We start from the raw sequence: 22,604 nt of genomic DNA, 5'->3' as shown, positions 1-22,604 counted from the left end.
CTGTGCGTGACCGCCCGGGAAGGCCAACTGCGGGTATTTCCACAGGTGTCAGGCTTCCCCCGGACGGCCGAACACGCTCGGTCAGCACGGACTGCGACCCCCGCGGACGGAGATCATCGCCTGGCGTGTCAACTTCCAGCCGTCGCCGTGTCGTTCGACGTAACCGAGTGATCGGAGTTCGTACAGTCTCGCGATCGCGTCGTCCTGCGTGGTCTGCGCACCCCGCGCGATGTCACCGGGGGGCGCCGCCCCGCGGCCGGGAAGTGCGGCCAGGACGCGGCGCGCGCCGGGCTCCAGCAGATCGCGGGGCAGCACGGGTCCACGGCGGTCCGGGGCCAGCTCGCCCATGTCGCCGACCAGCTCGACGACTTCCGCGGCGTCGGTGACGAGCACGGCGTCGCCCCGCAGGAGCTCGTGCACTCCCGCGGAGAGGCCGCTGGTGGCCGGGCCGGGCACGCCCATCGTGTGGCGCCCCAGCCGCTGCGCCGCCCGTGCCGTGACCAGCGAGCCGCTGCGATGGGCGGCCTCGACGACCACGGTGCCCCTGGTCAGGGCGGCGATCACCCGGTTGCGGACGATGAATCTGCTCGGCGTCGGGTGATCGCCGGGCGGCAACTCCCCGATCACCAGTCCCTGTTCCGCGATCCTGCCGAGCAACTCGGTGTGTCCGCGCGGGTAGGCCCGGTCGGTCCCGCAGGCCAGCACCGCGACGGTGGCACCGCCCGCGCCGAGCGCGCCCCGGTGTGCGGCCCCGTCGACCCCGTAGGCACCGCCGGACACCACGACCCACCCGTGCTCGGCGAGCCCGGCGCCGAGCGTGGCCGCCATGTGCGCCCCGTACTCGGTGCACGCCCGTGCTCCTACGACGGCGACGGATCTGAGCGCCCACATCCGCAGACTGGGCCGCCCCCGCACCCACAGCCCCACCGGCCGTGCGTCCCCGAGGTCGTCGAGCTGCCCGGGCCATTCGCCGTCCCCGGGCGCCACGAACCGCATCCCGGCCTCCTGGGCGACAGCGAGATCCCGCTCGGGCTCGGCCTGCTCGGCCCGGTCCAGCAGCCCGGCCCACCGCTTGTCGGTGATCCCGACGAGCTGCGGCCCGCCGTCGCGCAGGCGTCGCGCCACTTCCACCGGCCCGAGCTCCCGCAGCCACCGCCCGCCGACCTCGTCGCCCGGTTCGAGAACACGGCTGAGGAGGACACGGGCGAGCAGCTCGCCGGCCGGTTCGTCACCGAGGCTCATGTCAGCGCCCCGATGGCCATGGGCACGCCGCGCGGCACACCGGTACGCAGTTGCAGCGCCAGGGCGACGTCCGTCGCATCGGGCCGGTCGTGTCCCACGAGGTCCGCGACGGTCCAGGCGACACGCAGCACGCGGTCGAGCCCGCGGGCGGTCAGCACGCCCCGCTCCAGGTTCCGTTCCGCCTCGTCCATCGCGCCGGTCGCAGCGTGCCAGCGGCTGCGCAGTTCCCGCCCGGGGACTTCGCTGTTGGTCCGCCACGGCGTGCCCACGAGCCGTGCCGCCGCACGCTCCCTGGCCGCCCGCACCCGGTCGGCGACGGTCGTGGTGGACTCGCCCCCGGCGCCGCGCTGGGTCAGCTGGGCGCGGGTGACCCGGTCGACCTCGACGCGCAGGTCGACCCGGTCGAGCAGCGGGCCGGACAGCCGTGCCTGGTACCGGCGGATCGCCGAGGGCGGGCACTCGCAGAAGTCGTCCGCCTGCGAGAAACGGCCGCAGGGACAGGGGTTCGCCGCGAGCACCATCAGGAATCTCGCCGGGAACCGCACGACACCCGCGCTGCGCGCGATCACCACATGCCCGGACTCCAGCGGCTGCCGCAGCGCGTCGAGGGCGTGGCTGCTGAACTCGGGCGTCTCGTCGAGGAAGAGAACGCCCCGATGGGAGAGCGAGACGGCGCCGGGCCGCGCGACGCCCGGGCCGCCGCCCACGAGCGCCTGCATGGTGGCCGAATGGTGCGGGGCGCAGTACGGAGCGACATCGATCAGGGGTTTGCCCGGGGGCAGCAGGCCTGCCACCGAGTGCACCGCCGTGACCTCCAGCGACTCCTGCCTGCTCAGCAGCGGAAGGATCGCAGGGAGCCGCTCCGCGAGCATCGTCTTCCCGGCTCCGGGAGGGCCCTCCAGGAACAGGTGATGGCCTCCGGCCGCGGCGACTTCCACCGCCGTCCGCGCGGAGATCTGGCCCACCACATCGGCGAGGTCATGGCCCTGGTCGTGCTGTGCGGCGCCCAGGCTGTGCATCCCCGTGGCCGCGCCCGTGCCGGGCACCCGCAGACCGGCGAGCAGCGGATCCGGACGACCCTGCTCGTCCGGATCCTCCTCGGGTACGGGCTCGTCCGCCAGGACGGCGATCAGCTGGCGCAGGCTGCGCACACCCAGGACGGAGACGCCGGGCACCAGCGAGGCCTCGGCGGCCGCGCACTCGGGCACGACCACCTGCTCGTAGCCGGCGTCCGCCGCGGCCAGCACCGCCGGCAGGATGCCCCGCACGGGCCGGACCCGGCCGTCCAGACCCAGCTCCCCGATCATCACGATGTCGGCGAGGACCCGCGGGTCGATCCGCTCGCAGGTGCCGAGGACGGCGCAGGCGACGGCCAGATCGAAGCCGCTGCCACCCTTCGGCACGGATGCCGGGCTCAGTCCCACCGTCAGCTTCTTCTGCGGCCACTCGGCGCCCGAGTTGACGACCGCCGCCCGCACCCGGTCCCGGCTCTCGCTCAGGCTCTTGTCCGGCAGTCCCACCAGCGTGAACGCCGCCACCCCCGGCTCCAGATCCGCCTGGACCTCGACCACCACACCCTCGACGCCGACGAGCGCCACCGAGCACGTACGCGCGAATCCCATCAGGCCACCCCCCGCGCGTGTTCGACCACGGGTGCGCCGCGGTCGGGGAGCAGGATGCCCACCAGGTCGATACGGACGCCGCCCGGCGGGGCCCCGCCGTGTGCCTGTGCCCAGCGTTCCGCCAGACCGCGCAGGCGCTGCGCCTTGTTCGGCGTGACCGCTGCCATCGGGTGCTGGAAGGTGCCCGCCCTGCGGGTCTTCACCTCGCAGACCACCAGGACGTCCCCGTCCCGGGCCACGATGTCGATCTCACCCGTCCTGCCGGAGCGCCAGTTGCGCTCCAGGACCGTCATACCGGCGTCCGCCAGCCGCCGCGCGGCCAGATCCTCGCCGTACCTGCCCATGGCACTGCGTTGTGCGTTGCGTGTACTCATGTCGGCACCACCTCCGGCGCCAACCGTCACGCATCCGCTCCGACCAAGTGGATCTTGGTGGACTACTCAGCAGTTGTGGACAAACTCGTCACCCGCACGAGTGACCTACCGTGGCCGTCAGCCACCCGGCAGCTCAAGATCGCTCTTGTTCAGCTCCTCGATGTTCACGTCCTTGAACGTGAGTACCCGCACCTGCTTCACGAACCGAGCCGGCCGGTACATGTCCCAGACCCAGGCGTCCGCCATCGACACCTCGAAGAACACCTCGCCCTGGACTGAATGCACCTGCATCTCGTAGTCGTTGGTCAGGTAGAAGCGCCGCTCGGTCTCGATCACATATTTGAACAGACCGACGACATCGCGGTACTCCCGGTAGAGCTTCAGCTCCATCTCGGTCTCGTACTTCTCGAGGTCCTCGGCGCTCATGGCAGCTTCCCCTTCAGCCGTGCGATCCCACCATTGTGCGCCAGTCCCGTGAGCCCCTAGACGATTTCGGGGTCAAGGGTCACGGGCCCGGCCGGGGGACCTTCGTCGAGCAGCCTGCTCAGCAGCTCGGCGAGTCTGGTCGGATACACGGTCTCATGCGCCCGGGCAAGTTCCCGACACGTCCACCAGCGTGCTCCGGCGACGCTGCGCCGCTCCAGTTCGGTGAGCCCCGTGGCCTCGGGCACCACCCTGGTCGTATCCGTCGTACGGGCCAGGTAGTACCACTCGTCCTGGTCCCAGCGGCGGCCCGCGAACGGGAAGGAGCACATCCGCCGCCACAGCACCGGGCCGAGTTCGACATCGGTGATGCCGGTCTCCTCGGCGAGTTCCCTGAGCGCTGCCTCCTCACGGCTCTCCTCGCCCTCCAGGCCACCGCCCGGCGTGAACCACCAGTCGTCGGCCGGATCGTCCGGCTCATGGCCGTGCAGGAGAAGGATGCGGTCCTCGGGGTCGAGCAGAACCACCCGGGCCACCTTGCGCAGCCCACCCCGGTACGAGTCCTCGTACCCGCCCGCAGCCTCAGCGGGCACCCACGGGCTCCGTCCGCGCACGGGCACGGCTCCCGCCCATCCGCTTGGCGATCGGGCCGTACGCGCCGCCCCCGAGGACGAGGACGGCTCCGGCCACGATCAGCGTGACGACGATCCGCAGCGGGCCCGGCTGGGAGAGCACACCGAGGGTCTCGAAGCCGGTGGGACGTTCCAGCATGCCCTTCATGGGCCAGACGACGGCATCCACACGAGCCGCCACGGCGGAGCGGGCGACGGTGCCCTGGGCGGCGTCACTGAGGTGGGCGGAGGAGTCCAGCGACCCCAGGCGCTCGTCGCCGAGCAGGAACAGGCGGCCCTGGGGGACCTTCACGGTCGGGATGTTCTTGTCCTCAACGACGCTGCCTTTGAGATAGCCCTCGTCGATCTGCTTGCCGTTGACGGTCAGCTTGCCGTTCGTGCAGCAGGAGACCGTGTCTCCGCCGACCGCGACCACGCGCTTGACGACGGACGCGTTGGTCACCCAGGACTTGTCGTTGAAGACGACGACGTCGCCCCGGCGGATCTCACTGCCGTCGACGCGCTGTGCCAGGACCCGGTCGCCGGCGTCGATCGTCGGCGTCATCGAGGTGGTCGGCACGGTGTACGGCCGGTAGACCACCGCTCCCCAGGCGAATCCTCCGAGGAACAGCACAATGCCCAGCGCGACAGCGATTCCGGACAGTCGCTGTCCGGTCCTGCTGCCCACCGGGCTCGTGCTCTTGCCGCCGCTGCGCGGGGCCGTACGCGTAGTGCTCTCGCCACCCATGGGTCCGCACCCTACCCGGCGGTACCTGACGCGGTCAGCCCCTCACGGCCGACCGAGGTCACAGCTGCACCAGGGCTTCACCAAGGCACGGTCAGGCGGAGTACTCCGAGCTCGCTTTGCGGGTCTCGGCCGCCGCCGTCCGCCTACGACGCCACAGCGCCACCGGCACCATCCCGGTCAGGGCGAGCGCGTTCGGCGACGCCGTCAGGGCGGCGGACGCCGAGGACTGGTCGTTCAGTCCCGGCTGGTCGAAGGTGTCCGGGATCGGGAGGGTGTCCCAGCGGGTGAGGGGCCAGGCGATGACGATGGCGCGTCCGACGACCTTGCTCACCGGGACCATGCCGTTGTGCTTGTCGCTCTGGTTGTAGCGCGAGTCGCGCGAGTTCTGACGGTGGTCGCCCATGACCCAGATGTAGCCCTTGGGGACCTTCACCGTGAACTGGCCGCCCTGGTCGTCGACGCTGCACGGGGTGTTGCCGGCGTACACGAACGACGTGTCGTTGAGCGCCTTGCCGTTGACCCTGAGCGGGCCGGAGCCCTTGCAGGAGACGGTGTCGCCGCCTACGCCGATGACGCGCTTGATGAGGTCCTTCTCCTCGGCGGACGGCATCAGGCCGATCCAGCTGAGGGCCTTCTGCAGCGGGTTCGGGTTGGCCGTGGGCTCGCCCGCCAGCCAGTTGTCCGGGTCGTGGAAGACGACGACCTCGCCGCGCTCCGGCTTCGAGCCGAACCAGGGGGTGAGCTTGTCGACCAGCACCCGGTCGCCCTGCTGAAGGGTGTTCTGCATCGAGTCCGACGGGATCGAGAACGCCTGCACCAGGAACGTCTTGATCAGCAGCGCAAGCACGAGCGCGATACCGATCAGGATGGGCAGCTCCTTCCAGAAGGAGCGTTGCTTCTTGGCCTTGGGGGGTGTCCCGCCCGACCCCTGTTCCTCGGTCCGGTTCCGCTCGCCAGGCGCCGTACCGTCATCGGTCGCCCCGGAGTCACTCCCGGAGGTCACGGCGCTGTCCGCGGCCGGGACGGCTGCGGAAACCCCTTGGACGGGCTGTCCGCGGTGCTCCTCGCCGTCGTGTCCGGACCGTGCGCCAACCGCCACATCCCCCACGCCAACTCCTTACTCTGTGCCGCTGCCTGCCCCAGACGCGGTGCAGGCCCACCACTCCCATAACGAGCGGGAGTTCCGCAGGGCTCGGGAGCTGGACCGTTCCGTTGAAATAGTCAGGAGCAACCCTATGCGACAGCTGCGGGGACGCGGTCGTCCCCGACACGGAGTTGGAGACGGAGGAGAAAGTTTTAGGTTCTTTCAAGGAAGTCCAGTGCCCGAAGGGCCAGGCGATGACCATCGCCCGCCCCACCACGGAGTCCTCGGAGACGGTGCCCCCGTAGGGCGTGTTCTGGTGGGCGCGGGAGTCCGCGGAGTCGCCCCGGTGATCGCCCATCACCCACAACCGCCCCGTCGGGACGGTGATGTCGAACGGCTGTGTGGAGGGGGCGTTTCCGGGATACAGATAGCCGCCCTCGGTCAGCGGAACGCCGTTGACGGTCACCCGGCCCTGCGCGTCACAGCACTTGACGTGGTCGCCGCCGACGCCGATGACCCGCTTGATGAGGTCCTTCTCATTGTCGGACGGCAGCAGGCCGATGAAGGTGAGCCCCTCCTTGACCTGCTTGATGACTACGGGGTCGTTCTTCTTGGTCGTGGTCTGCTCGTCCGCCAGCCAGCCGCCCGGGTCCTTGAAGACGACGACGTCCCCGCGCTTGGGCTTGGAGCCGAACCACGGGGTGAACTTGTCGACCAGGACACGGTCGCCGATCCGGATCGTCTGCTCCATCGAGCCGGACGGGATCACGAACGCCTGGACGAGGAACGTCTTCAGGACCAGGGCTATGAGGACCGCGACGCCGACGAGGAGAGGTATCTCCTTGACCGCGCTGCGCCTGCGCTTTCGTTTGACCTTGCGCTGCAGCTTGCGCCGCTCGGCGCGGGTGCGGCCGCCGCCCCCGGGGGCCGGGCCGGAGGCGCGGCGGGAGCCGGTGGGCAGCAGCGCCTCGGCCGGGCTGCTCGCGGCACCGCGCGGTTTGCCACGGTTACCCATGCGCACCGTCCGCGGCGGGCACGCGCGCGTAGGCGCCGGGACGCTGCAGGCGGGTCCAGTGGGCGGCGGGCCAGATGATCCAGTCGGCCCGACCGATGACGTCCGAGACGGGGATCATGCCGCCGCCGGGCGAGCCCAGGTGGTCGCGGGAGTCGCTGGAGTCGCTGCGGTGGTCGCCGAGGACGAAGAGGGTGCCGTCGGGCACGACAACGGTGAAGCGCACCGTGGACGGGCTGTCACCGGGGTGGAGGAACGTCGACTCGTCGACCGACCGGCCGTTCACCCTGATCCTCCCCTCCTTGTCACAGCAGACCACGTGGTCTCCCCCTACACCCACGACGCGTTTGATGTAGTCGGCGTTCCCGAAGTAGCCCGTGCCGTCGAACACGACGACATCGCCACGCCGCGGCCCGGCACCGAAACGGTACGCCAACTTATTTACGAGAACGCGGTCGCCGATCCTCAATCCGTTTTCCATGGATCCGCTGGGAATCTGGAATGGCTGGACCACGAAAGCGTTCAGGAGCAGCAAAAACACCAGGCAGACCAGCAGGATCGGAGCGATCCAGCCGCCGGGCAGCCAGTCGGTGATCCTCGACACGAACGCGAAACGCGACCGTCCCTCCGCAGCCACTGGTTCAGGGCAGGAGGAGCGGTCGCGCTCCGTCGGCTGTGCTTCGGTGTCCATCGAGGCCAGATGCTATCCGGCCCCGATATGACTCCAGCCTTTCGGCTCGTTCGCCTACGACTCACCGCAGGCAGCGCGAGCTCAGTTGTCGCGCTTCTCCTTGATCTTCGCGGCCTTACCGCGCAGCTCGCGCAGGTAGTACAGCTTGGCGCGACGCACGTCACCGCGGGTGACGAGCTCGATCTTCTCGACGATCGGGGTGTGCACCGGGAAGGTGCGCTCGACGCCGACGGAGAAGGAGACCTTGCGGACCGTGAAGGTCTCGCGGACACCGGCGCCCTGGCGGCGGATCACAACGCCCTTGAACTGCTGCACACGGGAGCGGTTGCCCTCGATGACGCGGACGTGGACGTTGACGGTGTCACCCGGGCGGAAGGCCGGGACGTCGCTGCGCAGCGACGCGGCGTCGACGGTGTCGAGCAGGTGAGACATTTCGTCTGCTTTCTTCGCTGATGCCACAGGTCATCAACGGGAGCTAGGTGTTCCAGAAGGATGCTGTCCGTGTCGGGACGGGCGTCGTGTCCCCCTGTGGCAGGGGCGCACGCCGGACGACGCACAACAGCGGTCTATTCTTCCACGCCGTCTGTCCTGCGCCAAAATCGGCCGTACGGCTCACCCTCCGGGTCCGGGGCCCAGCCCAGGATGGAGAGCATCTCCCGGTCCTTCTTGTCGAAGGCCTTGGGGTCGCAACGCTCGATCAGGTCGGGCCGGTTGGCCGTCGTACGCCTGAGTGCCTCGTCGCGGCGCCAGCGGGCGATCTTGCCGTGGTGGCCGCTGAGCAGCACGTCGGGGATGCCGCGGCCGCGCCACTCGGGGGGCTTGGTGTAGACGGGGCCTTCCAGGAGGTTGGCCATGGCGCCGGGTGCGAAGGAGTCGTCGCGGTGGGACTCGGCGTTGCCGAGTACGCCGGGCAGCAGGCGGGCCACGGCCTCCGTGATCACCAGGACGGCCGCCTCGCCGCCGGCGAGGACGTAGTCGCCGATGGACACCTCGTAGACCGGCATCCGGGTGGCGTACTCGTCGATCACCCGGCGGTCGATGCCCTCGTAGCGCGCGGGCGTGAAGATCAGCCACGGACGCTCGGAGAGCTCGACGGCGAGTTCCTGGGTGAAGGGGCGGCCGCTGGGGGTGGGGACGATCAGCGCGGGCGCGTGCGAGCCGGTCTCGTAGCCGTCGGCGAGGGCGGAGTCCAGGGCGTCGCCCCAGGGGTCGGTCTTCATGACCATGCCGGGGCCGCCGCCGTACGGGGTGTCGTCGACGGTGTTGTGGCGGTCGTACGTCCACGCGCGCAGGTCGTGCACATGGACGTTCAGCTGTCCACGCGCGCGTGCCTTGCCGACGAGGGAGACGTTCAGGGGCTCGAGGTACTCGGGGAAGATCGTGACGACGTCGAGGCGCATCTCTTACGACTCTTCCCGCGAGGAGACGATCTCTGCCTGGTCGTCGATGAGGCCGGGCGGCGGGTCGATGACCGCCTTCTGCTCCTCGAGGTCGATCTCCGTGACGATCTCCTCGACGAAGGGGATCAGGACCTCGCTGCCGTCCGGGCGCTCCACGATGAACAGGTCCTGCGAGGGCAGGTGCGAGATCTCGGTGATACGGCCGACCTCGACGCCGTCCTTGGTGACCACGTCCAGGTCCATCAGCTGGTGGTCGTAGTACTCGTCCTCCTCCTCGGGGAGCACCTCCGGGTCCACCTCGGCGATCAGGAGGGTGTTGCGCAGCGCCTCGGCCGCGTTGCGGTCGCGGACGCCCTCGAAGCGCAGGAGCAGGCGGCCGCTGTGGACGTGGCCCGTCTCGATGGTGAGCGGGCCCACCGAGGCGGGATCGGTGGCCAGTACGGCGCCGGGTGCGAGCCGCAGTTCCGGCTCGTCGGTACGGACCTCGACGGTGACCTCGCCCTTGATGCCATGGGCACGGCCGATCCGTGCGACTACGAGCTGCACTTCCCAGGATCTCCTGTCGTAACGGCTGGTAACGACTACGGGCCGGGGACGGCGCAGTGGCCCTCCCCGGCCCGAGCCGGTGTTGCGTTCGGCGTCAGCGGACGTGGTCCACGTCGACGAGGTCGACGCGGACACCGCGGCCGCCGATGGCGCCCACGACGGTACGCAGAGCGCGCGCGGTGCGGCCGTTGCGGCCGATCACCTTGCCGAGGTCGTCGGGGTGGACCCGGACCTCGAGGACGCGCCCACGGCGCAGGTCGCGCGAGGCGACCTGCACATCGTCAGGGTTGTCGACGATGCCCTTCACGAGGTGCTCGAGAGCCTCCTCGAGCATGCTCAGGCCTCGGTCGACGCGGACTCGGCAGCAGCCTCGTCCTTCTTCTCAGTCTTCTTCTTCTGGGTGATGGCCTCACCCTTGCCCTCGTCGTCGCCACCGAGGGCGTCGAACACCGGGCGAGCAGCCTTCGGCTCGGCCACGAGCAGCGGAGCCGGGGCGGGCAGACCCTTGAACTTCTGCCAGTCGCCGGTCAGCTTCAGGATGGCGAGAACGGGCTCGGTCGGCTGCGCGCCGACACCCAGCCAGTACTGCGCGCGCTCCGAGTCGACCTCGATGCGCGAGGGGTTCTGCACCGGGTGGTACAGACCGATCTCCTCGATCGCACGGCCGTCACGACGGGTGCGGGAGTCGGCGACGACGATGCGGTAGTGAGGCGAACGGATCTTGCCCAGACGCTTCAGCTTGATCTTGACTGCCACGGGAGTGGGTTCTCCTGGATTTGACGTGGTTGGGCACGGCGAGATTGCCGCGTGGGGTTGCGGTACCCGAGTGCCCGATGGACGCGTCAGCCGGAGGCGAGAGGGTTCCTGTGCGGCTGTCGAGTACAGCTAGCCATTGTGCCACACCCAGCGGGTCGCTTTTGGCCGAGGGGGCGGCGAGGACGCCTGGGCATGCCTGAGCGGCGCCTGGCGCTGCAGGCGCCGTCACGGCGTTGCGCGGCCCGGCGTTGCGGGGTGTGCCGCCTGCGCCCACCCGTGCCGCCCCTGGGGGTCCCCCAGACCGTCAAGGGCACTGGGGGAGGCACGACTGCCTGCAGGCTCGGTGGGTTACGGCGGCACTCCCGGCGCCCTGCGTTCCGACCGGCAGCCACGAGATGCCGGTGTCGAACGCTCCGCGACTACGCCGCGCCCACGACCTCTGGGATCCGGAACGGCTTTCCGCAGCCGCCGCAGACGATCGGCGCCTGCGCCAGCACCGACGGGACGACCCGTACGTTACGGCCGCAGTCGCACACCGCCTTCACTCGCACCCCGCCCCCGGACGAGCCGTGCCGGGCCGCCGGGCCGCGGAAGCTCTTCGGGGTGTCGGCGGAGGTGGCTGCCGTGTGGGCCTTCAGGGCGCGCTGCAGCCGCTCGATGGTCGGGCGGTAGCGGCGCTTGGCCTCGGGGTTGAGCGTGACCAGCGAGAAGCCGCTGCTGGGATGCGGCTCCTCGGGGTGGTCCAGGCCCAGCTCCTCGGCGATCGCGAGGAATCTGCGGTTGTGGTACCGGCCGGCGCGGGACGTGTCGCGCACGCCGCGCGCGGCGGCGATGCCATGGACTGCCTCATGGAGCAGTCGCTCGAAGGAGAGCTCGTGACCGCACGCGGACGACGACTCTCCGATCAGGGACTCTGGCGCGGCAAGGTCCGGCAGCTCGGGGTGGTACCGCTGAATGTCGGCCCACGCCTCTGCCAGCTCTGCGGCGAGAACAGGTGGTGTCTGTGTCGTGCTCACGTAATGACAACGAGCGGGAGCTCGAATGTGTTCCTATTCCGGGTCATCCCAAATAATTTGCACGTACCCGTCAGTTGCCGCTGATGCGCCCTGACGAGGGCGGGTGCGCTGATCTGCGGAGAAACCTCACAGCTCGTACCAAGGTGGTACGTAGTCCGGCCTACGACCGGGCACGTAGACGATGTCCACGGCCCGGTGCGGTTGTGATCCGCAGGTGCGCAAGGGGCGTTTCGGTCGCTCTCGCGGCGGAACGGCCCCGTATCAGTAAGCGCGCGCGACGACCGCGACGTTACCGGGCGCGTCGTCGGCGTCGGGCACCGCCCCGTCGGCAGCGACCAGACACCGTACGGTCACCGCGTGCTCGGCCAGTCTGGCCTCGCCTTCTTCACCGAGGTCCGCCCAGGGGATGCGCGCCCAGCCGCCGGCGCCGACCGCCTCGACGGCTTCCTCGATCGTCGACACGTCGGACGTACGGGACTCGCGGCGCTCGCGGGACTGGGCGAGCAGGAGCGCCTGGTCCTCCTCGAGGATCGCGGGCAGGAGCCGTGCGAGGGAGTCGACCGGCATCGGCTCCTTGCCTCCGGGGATGCGCCGGGCCACCATCGCCGTGCCGCTTTCCAGGTCACGGGGCCCGACCTCGATGCGTACGGGCACGCCCTTCAGCTCCCAGTCGACGGCGCGGCGCCCGAACGGGATGTCGGTGCGGTCGTCGACGTGGACGCGCAGGCCCGCCGCCTTCAGCCGGTCACCGATCTCACGGACCTTGGCCAAAACCGCCTCCTCGCCCTTGATCGCGAGGACGACGACCTGGATCTGCGCAAGCCGCGGCGGGACCCTCAGGCCGTTGTCATCTCCGTGAGTCATCACCAAGGCGCCGATCATGCGGGTGGTCGAGCCCCAGGAGGTCTGCCAGACGAGCTCCTGCTTGCCTTCCCTGGACAGGTACCGGGTGTTGAAGGCCTTGGCGAAGTTCTGGCCCAGCTCGTGGCTGGTGACCATCTGGAGGGCCTTGCCGTCGCCCATCATGCTTTCGAGCGTGCGGGTGTTGACGGCGCCGGCGAAGCGCTCCTTGGCCGTCTTGCGGCCGGAGACGAAGTCCGTCGCCAGGACGTCGGTCAGGAAGTCCCCGTAGACGTGCTGCTGGATGTGCGCGGCGAAGTCGCGCGCCTCCTCGTATGTGGCGTGCGCCGTGTGGCCCTCCTGCCAGAGGAACTCGGTCGTACGGAGGAAGAGACGGGGCCTGAGCTCCCAACGGACCACGTTCGCCCATTGGTTGATCTTCAGGGGCAGGTCACGGTAGCTCTGCACCCACTTCGAGAAGTAGTCGTTGATGATCATCTCGGAGGTGGGGCGGACGACCGCGGGCTCCTCCAGTTCCTTGCCGCCACCATGGGTGACCACGGCCAGTTCGGGCGCGAAGCCCTCGACGTGGTCGGCCTCCCTGGCGAAGTACGACTGCGGGATCAGCAGCGGGAAGTACGCGTTCTGCGTGCCCGTCTCCTTGATCCGGGCGTCCATCTCGGCCTGCATCCGCTCCCACAGCCCGTACCCGTACGGTCGGATCACCATGGTGCCGCGCACCGGCCCGTTGTCGGCCAGTTCGGCCTTGGTGATCAGATCCTGGTACCAGCGCGGGAAGTCGTCCGCGCGCGGGGTGAGAACGGGAGCCTTTGCCATGGGCGCGATGGTAGAGGCCCACGTTGCCGGGACGTGAATTCTTTTCGCCCGCATATGCAACCCACAAGCCGGGCCCCACTACCCCTGGACGAGCGGTCGAGTGCGGAGTTATCTGGCATACGGGGGGAGTGCGAGCGCACGTCACGGGGGCCATGGAATCGGATACAGGGGCAACTCTCGGCGGATTGGGGCGCTTTACATGACACCTACGCTCGTGCGGCAGCACCCGTCCCCTACGGGCCAGGCGCCCCGTGTGGACCTGTGTGCACGCGCGCGTGACTGGTCCGAGATCCAGGAGCGGATGCTGGTCCCGCTCTACGAGGCCGTCTACGAGCGACTGGAAGTGGGCCCCGGCACACGGTTGTTGGGCCTCGGCTGCGGCAGCGGGCTGGCCCTTCTGATGGCGGCCTCAAGAGGCGCGGCGGTCACCGGTGTCGACCACTCCTCCCCCGAACGACTGGCCCTCGCGCGGGAGCGGCTGCTCCCGGACGCGTGGGGCACGCGCGCGCGTGCAGGCACCCGGATCGTCGACGGCTCGCCCGGAGACATCACGGCCGCGGGCGACGCGGAGACGCCCGCGTTCACCCTGGTGACGGCTTTCGAGCCGATCGGGTGTCTGGCGGGCGACTCGGAGGGGCTCGGCGGGCTGCTGCAGGCAGCGACACCGCTCGCCGGGCGCGGGGCGCCCGTGGTGCTCGCCGGCTGGGGTCCGCCGGAACGTTGCACCACTTCGTCCGTGCTGCGGGTGGCCACGAGGCTGGCGGATCCGCTGCGCAGCTCGGGCAGTTGGCGCCCCGCCCTTCGCGACGACCTCGAGGAGGTCGCCCAGCGGGCGGGTCTGAAGCCCGACGGCTCCGGGCGGGTCGCCTGCCCGTTCGGGTACGCCGGCATGGACAGCGCGGTACGAGGTCTGCTGTCGACGGGCCTGTTCGACGCGGCGATCTCGGCGACCGACCAGGCGCAGGTCGACAAGGAACTGGCGGAGGCCCTGCACCCGTATCAGCGCCGGGACGGCACGGTGTGGATGCCGAACGTGTTCCGGTACCTGATCGCCCGTACGCCTTAGGGCTTGTCCGGTGGGTCAGCTCGGCGTCGCGGGCCCCGGCACGCCCTGCCCCAGAGGGCGTGCCCCGAGCGGCGTGGTCGTCGCTCTCCCCCGCTCTCGAATGCGCTCGAGCGGGAGGGCCCCCGCCGCTCCGCGTCGCCCGCCGCGGCAGCGGCTTGTCGACACGGCTCCTCCGCCTTGCAGCTGCCCGCTCCCCCACTCTCGGCTTCGCTCGAGCGGGGGACCCCCATGGCCCCGCTCGGGGCGGCCGAGAAGCGCCGTTCGCTACAGCCGGCCTGATCCGCCGGACCCGCCATGGGCCCCGTACGCCTCAGCTGCCGTCGACCTTCGCCAACCGGGTGATCCCCGCGATCCGGTACGCGTCCGCCTCCTCCAGGGTCTCCCGCTCCAGCAGGGCCTGGGCGAGGGCGTCCAGTTGGCCGCGGTGGTCACTCAGCTTGCGGCACGCCTCCTCGTAGCACTCGTCGACGATCCGGCGCATCTCGCCGTCGATCACGTCGAGGGTCTGCGGGGCGGCGGCCAGGCCGTACGGCTGCTGGGCGTCGCTGGGGAGGGCGGACAGGCGGCCGACGCGCTCGCTCATGCCCCAGCGGGCGACCATGCCGCGGGCGATGTTGGTGACCTGCTCCAGGTCGTTCTCCGCGCCGGTCGTGACGACCCCGTAGACGACCTGTTCCGCCGCCATGCCGCCGAGCGCGCCGATGATGCGGCCGCGCAGGTACTCCTCGGTGTACGCGTACTTGTCGGACTCCGGTGTGGAGAGCGTGACGCCGAGGGCCCGGCCGCGCGGGACGATGGTGATCTTGCGGACGGGGTCGGCGCCGGGCTGGAGCATGCCGAGCAGGGCGTGGCCGCTCTCGTGGTAGGCGGTGCGGCGGCGCTCCTCCTCGGGCATCACCAGGGGCCGTTCGGCGCCGAGTTGGACCTTCTCCAGGGCCTCGGAGAGGTCGCTCTGCGTCACCCGCTCCTGTTTGCGCTTGACGGCGAGCAGGGCCGCCTCGTTGGCGAGGTTGGCCAGTTCGGCGCCGGTCATGCCCGGGGTCGTACGGGCGACCTGGCCGAGGTCGACGTCCTGCGACAACGGGATCTCGCGGGTGTGGATCTGCAGGATGGCCTCGCGGCCACCGCGGTCCGGGGGCGAGACCATGACCACCCGGTCGAAGCGGCCGGGGCGGGTCAGGGCCGGGTCCAGGACGTCGGCGCGGTTGGTGGCCGCGATGACGATGACGCCCTCCGAGCCGGAGAAGCCGTCCATCTCGGTGAGGATCTGGTTCAGCGTCTGTTCGCGCTCGTCGTGGCCGCCCATGCCGGAGCCGCCGCCGCGGGCCCGCCCGATGGTGTCGATCTCGTCGATGAAGATGATCGACGGCGCCACCTTGCGGGCCTCCGCGAACAGTTCACGCACACGTGAGGCGCCGACGCCGACGATCATCTCGATGAACTCGGAGGCCGACGCCGAGAAGAACGGCACACCCGCCTCACCGGCGACGGCACGCGCGAGGAGGGTCTTGCCGGTCCCGGGCGGGCCCGCGAGCAGCACGCCCCGCGGCATCTTCGCGCCCATCCTGCGGTAGGCGTCCGGGTTCTTCAGGAAGTCGACCACATCGTTGAGCTCGCCCTCGACCTCGTCGATGCCCGCCACGTCCTCGAAGGTCGTGCGCGTGGCGCCCGGCTCCAGTTCGACCGGCTTGGGCGGCGCCTTGCGGCCGAGCATCCCGCCCGCACCGCCCAGCCCCGCGCTCATCCGCCGCGCGACGAAGACCCACACCGCGATCAGCAGCAGCATCGGGGCCAGCGAGATCAGCAGATTGGCCAGAAAGCTGCGGTGCTGGACGACCGGTTCCGCCGTGACGGTGACGTCGTGCTTGGTCAGGTCGTCCCAGATCTTGTCGCTCGCGAACGTAGGCCGCTCGGTGCTGAACTTGGTGTACTTGCCGCCGCCGTGCGGGTTCTTCTGCCCGTTCTTGAGCTGGCCCTGGATCGCATTGCCCTTGGCGTAGATCTTGCTGACGTTGCCCGCGTCGACCTGCTTGCTGAACTCGGTGTACGAAATCGTCGGTTCGTTGCCCTCGTTGAAGAACGACAGGATCAGATTCGCGATCAGGTACACGACCAGCGCGGTCAGGATCAGGCTCCACCAGCCTCCGCGCATCTTCCGACCACCGGGCGGCCTGGACGGCTCCTCGGGAGTGCCCTCGGTACGCCAGGGCTGGTCGGGCGACTTGCGCGGCGGGGCGGGGTTGGTCATAAGCGGACGTTACGACAACACCCCACCCCTGGCACGCGCACAGGGTGAACTCAGCCCATGAACTTCTTGAACTCGTCCGGAAGCTCGAAGTCCTGCGGCGCCTGCTGACCCGGCACACCGAAGGCGTTCCCGCCCTGAGCCGCGGCGGCCCGGCGTGCGGCCTCCTCCTGCTCCTGCTGCTTGCGCTTCATCGGGTTGCCCGAGCGCTGCTTGCCCTTGGCCTTCTTCGGCTGCTTCTTGGAGCGGCCGGGGCCGCCGCCCATGCCCGGCATCCCGGGCATCCCCGGCATACCGCCGCCCTGGGCCATGCGGGACATCATCTTGCGGGCCTCGAAGAACCGCTCGACGAGGTTCTTGACCGCGCTGACCTCGACGCCGGAACCCTTGGCGATACGGGCGCGGCGCGAGCCGTTGATGATCGTGGCGTCGGCGCGCTCGGCCGGGGTCATCGACTTGATGATGGCGGCCGTGCGGTCGACGTCCCGCTCGTCCAGATTGTTGATCTGGTCCTTGATCTGGCCCATGCCGGGGAGCATGCCGAGCAGCTTGCTGATGCTGCCCATCTTCCGGACCTGCTCCATCTGGGCCAGGAAGTCGTCCAGGGTGAAGTCCTGGCCCTTCTTGGACGCCAGCTTGGAGGCCATCTTCTCGGCCTCTTCCTGGCTGAACGTCTTCTCCGCCTGCTCGATCAGGGTGAGCAGGTCACCCATGTCGAGGATGCGGGAAGCCATCCGGTCCGGGTGGAAGGCGTCGAAGTCGTCGAGCTTCTCGCCGTTCGAGGCGAACATGATCGGCTTGCCGGTGATCTGGCGGATCGACAGGGCCGCACCACCGCGGGCGTCACCGTCGAGCTTGGAGAGCACCACGCCGTCGAAGCCGACGCCGTCGCGGAAGGCCTCGGCGGTGTTGACCGCGTCCTGACCGATCATCGCGTCGACGACGAAGAGGATCTCGTCCGGGCTGACCGCGTCCCGGATGTCCGCGGCCTGCTGCATCATGTCCTGGTCGATGCCCAGGCGGCCGGCGGTGTCCACGATCACGATGTCGTGGACCTTGGCCTTCGCGAACTCGATGGAGTCCTTGGCGACCTTGACCGGGTCGCCCACGCCGTTGCCCGGCTCGGGAGCGAAGACGGCCACGCCCGCGCGCTCGGCGACGACGCTCAGCTGGTTCACGGCGTTCGGGCGCTGGAGGTCGGCGGCGACCAGCAGCGGCGAGTGGCCCTGCTCCTTCAGCCAGTGGCCGAGTTTGCCCGCGAGGGTCGTCTTACCGGCACCCTGCAGACCCGCGAGCATGATCACGGTGGGCGGCTGCTTGGCGAAGCGCAGCCGCCGGGTCTCGCCGCCGAGGATGGTGACGAGCTCGTCGTTGACGATCTTCAGGACCTGCTGGGCGGGGTTCAGCGCCCGGGAGACCTCGGCGCCGAGGGCACGCTCCTTGACGTTCTTGATGAACGTCCGCACGACGGGCAGCGCCACATCCGCTTCGAGGAGCGCGATGCGGATCTCGCGCGCGGTGGCGTCGATGTCCGCCTCGGAGAGCCGTCCCTTGCCGCGCAGGTTCTTGAAAGTCGCTGAGAGGCGATCGGAGAGAGTATCGAACACGGCGGCGTCGGTCCTCGGGGTCGGTGGCAGTGTGAGCGTCTTCCAGGGTATCCGGACGCGCAAGGCAATCGTCCCCGCCCGGTGCATACAGCGGACGGGGACGGCACCCGGCACCGGCGAGCCACCCTGGCCGGATCACCCGCGCAGGGTCTCCTCCAGCTTGCGCGCCACGGCGGACGCCTCGTCGCCCGGCAGGGGCGCACCCTCGGGACCGGTCACGTAGAAGGCGTCCACGGCGTTGGCGCCCAGCGTGGAGACGTGCGCGCTGCGCACCCGTACGCTCGCGTCCTCCAGGGCCCGCCCGATCCGGAACAGCAGGCCTGGGGCGTCCTGCGCCCGCACCTCGATCACCGTGGCCAGCCGGGACGCGGCCGGATGGACCGTCACACGCGCCGCCGGCGCGACCACGCCCCGCCTGCGCGGATACGCCGCGTCCCGCTCGGCGAGGCGTCCGGCGATGTCCAGGGACCCGTCCAGCGCCCGTACGAGATCCGCACGCAGCCGGGCCGCCTGGGGCAGCGAGCCGTACTCGGCGGCGACCCGCCAGTCCAGCAGCAGGACCGAGCCCTCGACGCCGTCCGGCAGGTCCAGGGTGCGCAGCTCGGCGGTGCGCACGGTCAGCCGGTGCATGGCGAGAACGCCGGCCACGGCGGGCAGCACACCCTCCTGGTCCGGTACGGCGATGAGCAGTTCGACGCCGAGCGGCTCCGGGTCGCCGGACGGCTGTTCCTCCGTCGGCGGCTCGGTCTGGGCGCGCAGGGACAGCACCGGGCTGCCGGTAGCGACCGCCTCGATGGCGAGCCGCTCCTGCTCGGCGGTGGGCGCGGCGGCCTCGGGCTCGTCGAGGACGTCCCCGGCGAGGACGGCGGCGACCCGCTTCACCAGGTCGGCGACGAGCGAACCGCGCCAGGACGACCAGGCGGCCGGCCCGGTGGCCAGGGCGTCCGCCTCGGTCAGCGCGTGCAGCAGCTCCAGGGTGTGCTGCGAGCCGACCGCCTCCGCGACCGAGCGGACGGTGGCCGGGTCCTCCAGGTCGCGGCGGGTGGCCGTCTCGACCAGCAGCAGGTGGTGGCGTACGAGGGTGGAGAGCACGGCCACGTCGTCGCGGTCGAAGCCGATCCGGGCGGCCACGTCCTTGGCGATGATCTCGCCGGCCACCGAGTGGTCGCCGGGCCAGCCCTTGCCGATGTCGTGCAGCAGCGCGGCGACCAGGAGCAGGTCGGGCCGGTGGACGCGGCGGGTGAACTCGGAGGCGCGTACGGCCGTCTCGATCAGGTGCCGGTCGACGGTCCAGATGTGCACGGCGTTGCGCTGCGGGCGGCAGCGCACCCGCTCCCAGTCCGGAAGCAGCCGCGTGATCAGGCCTTCCGCCTCCAGCGCCTCCCAGACGTCGATCGTGGGGTGCCCGGAGCCGAGCAGGGTGACCAGCTGTTCGCGGGCCTCGGCGGGCCAGGGCGTGGCCAGGGGGCGTACGGTCGCCGCCATGCGCCGGACGGCGTGCAGGGAGAGCGGGAGGCCGGCCTGTGCGGCGGCGGCCGCGGCGCGCAGCGGCAGGACGGGGTCGCGCTCGGGGCGCGCGGCACGGGCGAGCACCACCTCGCCGTCCTGCTCGACCACGCCCTCGGCGAGCGGGGAGCGCTCGGGGACGGGCTTTCCGCCGCCGAGCATGGCGCGCAGTCGCGGCCGTACGGCGCGTGACCGCAGCACGCGCTCCACTTCGCGCCAGGTGACATCACTGGCGTACGAGATGACCCGCGCCGCCTCGTACACCTGCCGCAGCAGCGTGTCGGCGTCGAGCAGGCCGAGCTCGGCGGCGACCTGGTCCTGCTCCTGCAGGGCGAGCCGGTCGGTCGCCCGCCCCGTCGTCAGGTGGAGTGCGTCGCGTACGTCGAGCAGCCGGCGCCGGGCGTCGTCGAGGCCCTCGCGCGGGGCGTCGGCCAGCCAGGAGGCGGCGACGGCACGCAGGGTGGTGGCGTCGCGCAGACCGCCGCGGGCCTCCTTCAGGTCCGGCTCCAGCAGGTACTGCAGCTCGCCCTGGCGTTCGGCGCGCTCGGCGCACAGCTCCTGGAGTTCGGGGAGACGTTTCGGCGCCTGGTTGCGCCAGTCGGCGAGAACGGCCGTCCGCAGACCGGCCGTCAGGCCCAGGTCGCCGGCGATGTGGCGGGCGTCCAGGAGACCGAGTTGGACTTTCAGATCCTCCCCGGCCGTCTTGCGGGCCTCGGCGGGGGTGCGGACCGAGTGGTCGAGGGCGAGGCCGAGGTCCCACACGGGGTACCAGATGCGGTCGGCCAGGGCGGCGACCGCATTGGTGTCGCTGCCGTCGTGGAGGAGGAGCAGATCCAGGTCGCTGCGTGGGGAGAGCTCACCGCGGCCGTAGCCGCCGACGGCGACCAGGGAGACCCCGCGCAGTCCCTCGGCGCCCGCGGCGAACAGGCCCGTCAGCCAGTCGTCCGTCAGCTCGGACAGGCCGGTACGGCGCGGCGGCCCGGACTGCGCCCCCTCGGTGAGGAGGTGCAGCCGGGCCGCCGCGTAGCCGCTGGGTCCCGAGTCTTCCGCTTCCTTGTGCACGTCCGTGCTCGACACCCAGCAGCTCCTGTCCTTACTTCTTCTGTTAGAGCGCGTCCGGGCCGCGCTCGCCGGTCCGGACCCGTACGGCCGTCTCGACCGGGATCGACCAGACCTTGCCATCACCGATCTTGCCGGTTCGGGCCGCCTTGACGATGACGTCGATCAGCTGCTCGGCGTCGTCGTCCTCGGCCAGTACCTCGATACGGATCTTGGGGACCAGGTCGACGGTGTACTCGGCACCGCGGTAGACCTCGGTGTGGCCCCGCTGACGACCGTAGCCGCTCGCCTCGGTGACCGTCAGGCCGTGGACTCCGAAGGCCTGCAGGGCCTCCTTGATCTCGTCGAGCCGGTGGGGCTTCACGACGGCGGTGATGAGCTTCATGCGTCCACCTTCTTGCTGTCGGCGCCGACGCCGGCCGGGACGGAGGTCTTGGCCAGACCGCCACCGGCACCGCTGAAGTCGTATGCGGTCTCGGCGTGCTCCGCCTGGTCGATACCGGAGATCTCCTCGTCCTCGGTGACCCGCATACCGATGGTCTTGTCGAGGAGGAAGGCGAGGACCGCGGAGGCGATCAGGGAGTAGGCGAGGACCGCGCCCACACCGGCGAACTGCTTCCACAGCTGGGTGAAGGAGTGGTCGCCGTAGAAGACGCCCGTCGCGGTCGACTGGCCCTTGCCGGTGGCGAAGAAGCCGATGAGCAGGGAGCCGATGATGCCGCCGACCATGTGGACGCCGACGACGTCCAGGGAGTCGTCGTAACCGAACTTGTACTTGAGGCCCACGGCCGCGGCGCAGGCGACACCCGCGATGGCGCCGACGGCGATCGCGCCGAGCGGGGAGACCGCACCACCGGACGGGGTGATCGCGACCAGACCGGCGACCGCGCCGGAGGCGGCGCCCAGCGTGGTGAACGCGCCGTGGCGGATCTTCTCGTAGGCGAGCCAGGCCAGCATGGCGGCGGCGGTGGCGACCTGCGTGTTGACGAACATCAGCGCGCCGACGCCGTCGTCGTTGCCGAGCCACGAGCCGGCGTTGAAACCGAACCAGCCGAACCACAGCAGACCGGCACCGAGCATGACCAGCGGGAGGCTGTGCGGGCGCATCGGGTCCTTCTTGAACCCGACGCGCTTGCCGATGACCAGGATCACGCCGAGGGCGCCGGCACCGGCGTTGATGTGGACCGCGGTACCACCGGCGAAGTCGATCACGCCGAGCTTGAAGGCCCAGCCGTCAGCACCCCACACCCAGTGGGCGACCGGGACGTAGACGATCGTCAGCCACAGGGCGACGAACAGCGCCCAGGCCGAGAACTTGACGCGGTCCGCGAGAGCGCCGCTTATCAGGGCCGGAGTGATGATGGCGAACATCATCTGGAAGACCATGAAGACGAAGATCGGGATGGTGTAGCCGTCCCACAGCTCCGTCAGCCCGATGTTGCTGAGGCCGAACCAGTCGGAGTTCCAGCCGATGAGGCTGTTGTTCGTACCGAAGGCGAGGGAGAAGCCGTACAGCACCCACAGAATGGTGACGATGCCCATGCTGATGAAGCTCATCATCAGCATGTTGAGGGTGCTCTTGACGCGGACCATGCCTCCGTAGAAGAAGGCAAGGCCCGGCGTCATGATCAGCACCAGGGCGGAAGCAATGAGCATGAAGCCTGTGTTCGCGGAGGACAGCTTGGGTGCCTCCGCGGCAAGCGTGATGGCTGGTGCCATCGGCGTCTCCTCGTCGTTGGTACGGCCCCGTGCGGGCGAAGCCTGAAGCGGTCATGAGGGGTGGGCCGGTTATGCGCCATGAGATTGGCGCAGCGCGGTTTCGTTGGAAGCCCCTCGTTGTTTCGCCGCCGTGACGAAGGCGCCCTGTGTGTTACGCCTCGATGAACTGCCGGATGTCGGGTGCGTTCATCGTTATCGTG

Annotated in this window: 22 protein-coding genes; 1 reads left to right on the top strand and 21 read right to left on the bottom strand. The window is 70.3% G+C overall.

Going from position 1 to position 22,604, the window contains the following annotated elements; genetic code table 11:
- Nucleotides 1–81 precede the first annotated feature (81 nt).
- The 16 genes from dprA to proS form a co-directional block, all read right to left on the bottom strand.
- On the bottom strand, nucleotides 82–1,242 hold the full coding sequence (gene dprA, locus EDD92_RS33400) for a DNA-processing protein DprA (protein WP_123967748.1): 1,161 nt from the start codon (nucleotides 1,240–1,242) through the stop codon (nucleotides 82–84).
- Nucleotides 1,239–2,864 carry a YifB family Mg chelatase-like AAA ATPase gene (locus tag EDD92_RS33395; protein ID WP_123967747.1) on the bottom strand — a complete coding sequence of 542 codons (1,626 nt, stop codon included), beginning with the start codon at nucleotides 2,862–2,864 and terminating at the stop codon, nucleotides 1,239–1,241. The genes dprA and EDD92_RS33395 overlap by 4 nt, the downstream gene beginning before the upstream one ends.
- Complete coding sequence (locus EDD92_RS33390) at nucleotides 2,864–3,268, bottom strand: YraN family protein (RefSeq protein WP_123967746.1); 405 nt, start codon at nucleotides 3,266–3,268, stop codon at nucleotides 2,864–2,866. The genes EDD92_RS33395 and EDD92_RS33390 overlap by 1 nt, the downstream gene beginning before the upstream one ends.
- Before the next feature lie 87 nt (nucleotides 3,269–3,355).
- Nucleotides 3,356–3,664: a DUF2469 domain-containing protein gene (locus EDD92_RS33385; protein ID WP_003965949.1), complete on the bottom strand. Its 309-nt coding sequence runs from the start codon at nucleotides 3,662–3,664 to the stop codon at nucleotides 3,356–3,358.
- Nucleotides 3,665–3,720: 56 nt separating this feature from the next.
- Nucleotides 3,721–4,254: an NUDIX hydrolase gene (locus EDD92_RS33380; RefSeq protein ID WP_123967745.1), complete on the bottom strand. Its 534-nt coding sequence runs from the start codon at nucleotides 4,252–4,254 to the stop codon at nucleotides 3,721–3,723.
- Nucleotides 4,244–5,020: a signal peptidase I gene (gene lepB, locus EDD92_RS33375; RefSeq protein ID WP_123967744.1), complete on the bottom strand. Its 777-nt coding sequence runs from the start codon at nucleotides 5,018–5,020 to the stop codon at nucleotides 4,244–4,246. The genes EDD92_RS33380 and lepB (EDD92_RS33375) overlap by 11 nt, the downstream gene beginning before the upstream one ends.
- Nucleotides 5,021–5,111: 91 nt before the next feature.
- Nucleotides 5,112–6,119: a signal peptidase I gene (lepB, locus tag EDD92_RS33370; RefSeq protein ID WP_123970661.1), complete on the bottom strand. Its 1,008-nt coding sequence runs from the start codon at nucleotides 6,117–6,119 to the stop codon at nucleotides 5,112–5,114.
- Nucleotides 6,007–7,119 (bottom strand): signal peptidase I, encoded by a 1,113-nt coding sequence (lepB, locus tag EDD92_RS33365; protein WP_123967743.1) that lies wholly within the window; start codon nucleotides 7,117–7,119, stop codon nucleotides 6,007–6,009. The genes lepB (EDD92_RS33370) and lepB (EDD92_RS33365) overlap by 113 nt, the downstream gene beginning before the upstream one ends.
- Nucleotides 7,112–7,807: a signal peptidase I gene (gene lepB, locus EDD92_RS33360; RefSeq protein ID WP_123967742.1), complete on the bottom strand. Its 696-nt coding sequence runs from the start codon at nucleotides 7,805–7,807 to the stop codon at nucleotides 7,112–7,114. Before lepB (EDD92_RS33360) ends, lepB (EDD92_RS33365) begins: the two co-directional genes overlap by 8 nt.
- An 81-nt stretch (nucleotides 7,808–7,888) precedes the next feature.
- Complete coding sequence (gene rplS, locus EDD92_RS33355; protein WP_030943163.1) at nucleotides 7,889–8,239, bottom strand: 50S ribosomal protein L19; 351 nt, start codon at nucleotides 8,237–8,239, stop codon at nucleotides 7,889–7,891.
- Nucleotides 8,240–8,373: 134 nt separating this feature from the next.
- Nucleotides 8,374–9,207 carry a tRNA (guanosine(37)-N1)-methyltransferase TrmD gene (gene trmD, locus EDD92_RS33350; protein WP_123967741.1) on the bottom strand — a complete coding sequence of 278 codons (834 nt, stop codon included), beginning with the start codon at nucleotides 9,205–9,207 and terminating at the stop codon, nucleotides 8,374–8,376.
- 3 nt (nucleotides 9,208–9,210) lie between these two features.
- The gene (gene rimM, locus EDD92_RS33345; protein ID WP_123967740.1) at nucleotides 9,211–9,753 is read right to left on the bottom strand and encodes a ribosome maturation factor RimM; all 543 of its coding nucleotides are present in this window, start codon (nucleotides 9,751–9,753) and stop codon (nucleotides 9,211–9,213) included.
- Nucleotides 9,754–9,847: 94 nt separating this feature from the next.
- Entirely contained in the window at nucleotides 9,848–10,087 is a 240-nt protein-coding gene (locus EDD92_RS33340; RefSeq protein WP_005479813.1) for an RNA-binding protein, read from the bottom strand.
- Nucleotides 10,088–10,089: 2 nt separating this feature from the next.
- Nucleotides 10,090–10,509 carry a 30S ribosomal protein S16 gene (gene rpsP, locus EDD92_RS33335; protein ID WP_030943155.1) on the bottom strand — a complete coding sequence of 140 codons (420 nt, stop codon included), beginning with the start codon at nucleotides 10,507–10,509 and terminating at the stop codon, nucleotides 10,090–10,092.
- A 419-nt stretch (nucleotides 10,510–10,928) separates the two neighbouring features.
- Nucleotides 10,929–11,525 carry a hypothetical protein gene (locus EDD92_RS33330; RefSeq protein ID WP_030943152.1) on the bottom strand — a complete coding sequence of 199 codons (597 nt, stop codon included), beginning with the start codon at nucleotides 11,523–11,525 and terminating at the stop codon, nucleotides 10,929–10,931.
- A 261-nt stretch (nucleotides 11,526–11,786) separates the two neighbouring features.
- Nucleotides 11,787–13,202, bottom strand: coding sequence for a proline--tRNA ligase (gene proS, locus EDD92_RS33325; RefSeq protein ID WP_123967739.1), 1,416 nt, complete (start codon nucleotides 13,200–13,202; stop codon nucleotides 11,787–11,789).
- A gap of 199 nt (nucleotides 13,203–13,401) precedes the next feature.
- On the opposite strand from proS, the gene EDD92_RS33320 reads away from it, so the two are divergent.
- Nucleotides 13,402–14,268, top strand: a complete 867-nt coding sequence (locus EDD92_RS33320; RefSeq protein WP_123967738.1) for a class I SAM-dependent methyltransferase — start codon at nucleotides 13,402–13,404, stop codon at nucleotides 14,266–14,268.
- A gap of 310 nt (nucleotides 14,269–14,578) precedes the next feature.
- Here EDD92_RS33320 and ftsH read toward each other — a convergent pair whose 3' ends face one another.
- From ftsH to EDD92_RS33295, 5 genes are all read right to left on the bottom strand, one after another.
- Nucleotides 14,579–16,516 carry an ATP-dependent zinc metalloprotease FtsH gene (gene ftsH / locus EDD92_RS33315; protein ID WP_123967737.1) on the bottom strand — a complete coding sequence of 646 codons (1,938 nt, stop codon included), beginning with the start codon at nucleotides 16,514–16,516 and terminating at the stop codon, nucleotides 14,579–14,581.
- Nucleotides 16,517–16,566: 50 nt separating this feature from the next.
- The gene (gene ffh / locus EDD92_RS33310) at nucleotides 16,567–18,120 is read right to left on the bottom strand and encodes a signal recognition particle protein (protein ID WP_123967736.1); all 1,554 of its coding nucleotides are present in this window, start codon (nucleotides 18,118–18,120) and stop codon (nucleotides 16,567–16,569) included.
- Between the two features lie 135 nt (nucleotides 18,121–18,255).
- Nucleotides 18,256–20,703: a [protein-PII] uridylyltransferase gene (locus EDD92_RS33305; RefSeq protein ID WP_123967735.1), complete on the bottom strand. Its 2,448-nt coding sequence runs from the start codon at nucleotides 20,701–20,703 to the stop codon at nucleotides 18,256–18,258.
- Nucleotides 20,704–20,731: 28 nt separating this feature from the next.
- The gene (locus EDD92_RS33300) at nucleotides 20,732–21,070 is read right to left on the bottom strand and encodes a P-II family nitrogen regulator (RefSeq protein WP_009308760.1); all 339 of its coding nucleotides are present in this window, start codon (nucleotides 21,068–21,070) and stop codon (nucleotides 20,732–20,734) included.
- On the bottom strand, nucleotides 21,067–22,404 hold the full coding sequence (locus EDD92_RS33295) for an ammonium transporter (RefSeq protein ID WP_123967734.1): 1,338 nt from the start codon (nucleotides 22,402–22,404) through the stop codon (nucleotides 21,067–21,069). Before EDD92_RS33295 ends, EDD92_RS33300 begins: the two co-directional genes overlap by 4 nt.
- Nucleotides 22,405–22,604: the final 200 nt, after the last annotated feature.

Origin of the sequence: Streptomyces sp. TLI_185, assembly GCF_003814765.1 — a bacterium.
Classification (GTDB): domain Bacteria; phylum Actinomycetota; class Actinomycetes; order Streptomycetales; family Streptomycetaceae; genus Streptomyces.
Note: the sequence above shows the minus strand (reverse complement) of the source record. Positions and strands in the feature narration are given on the sequence as shown.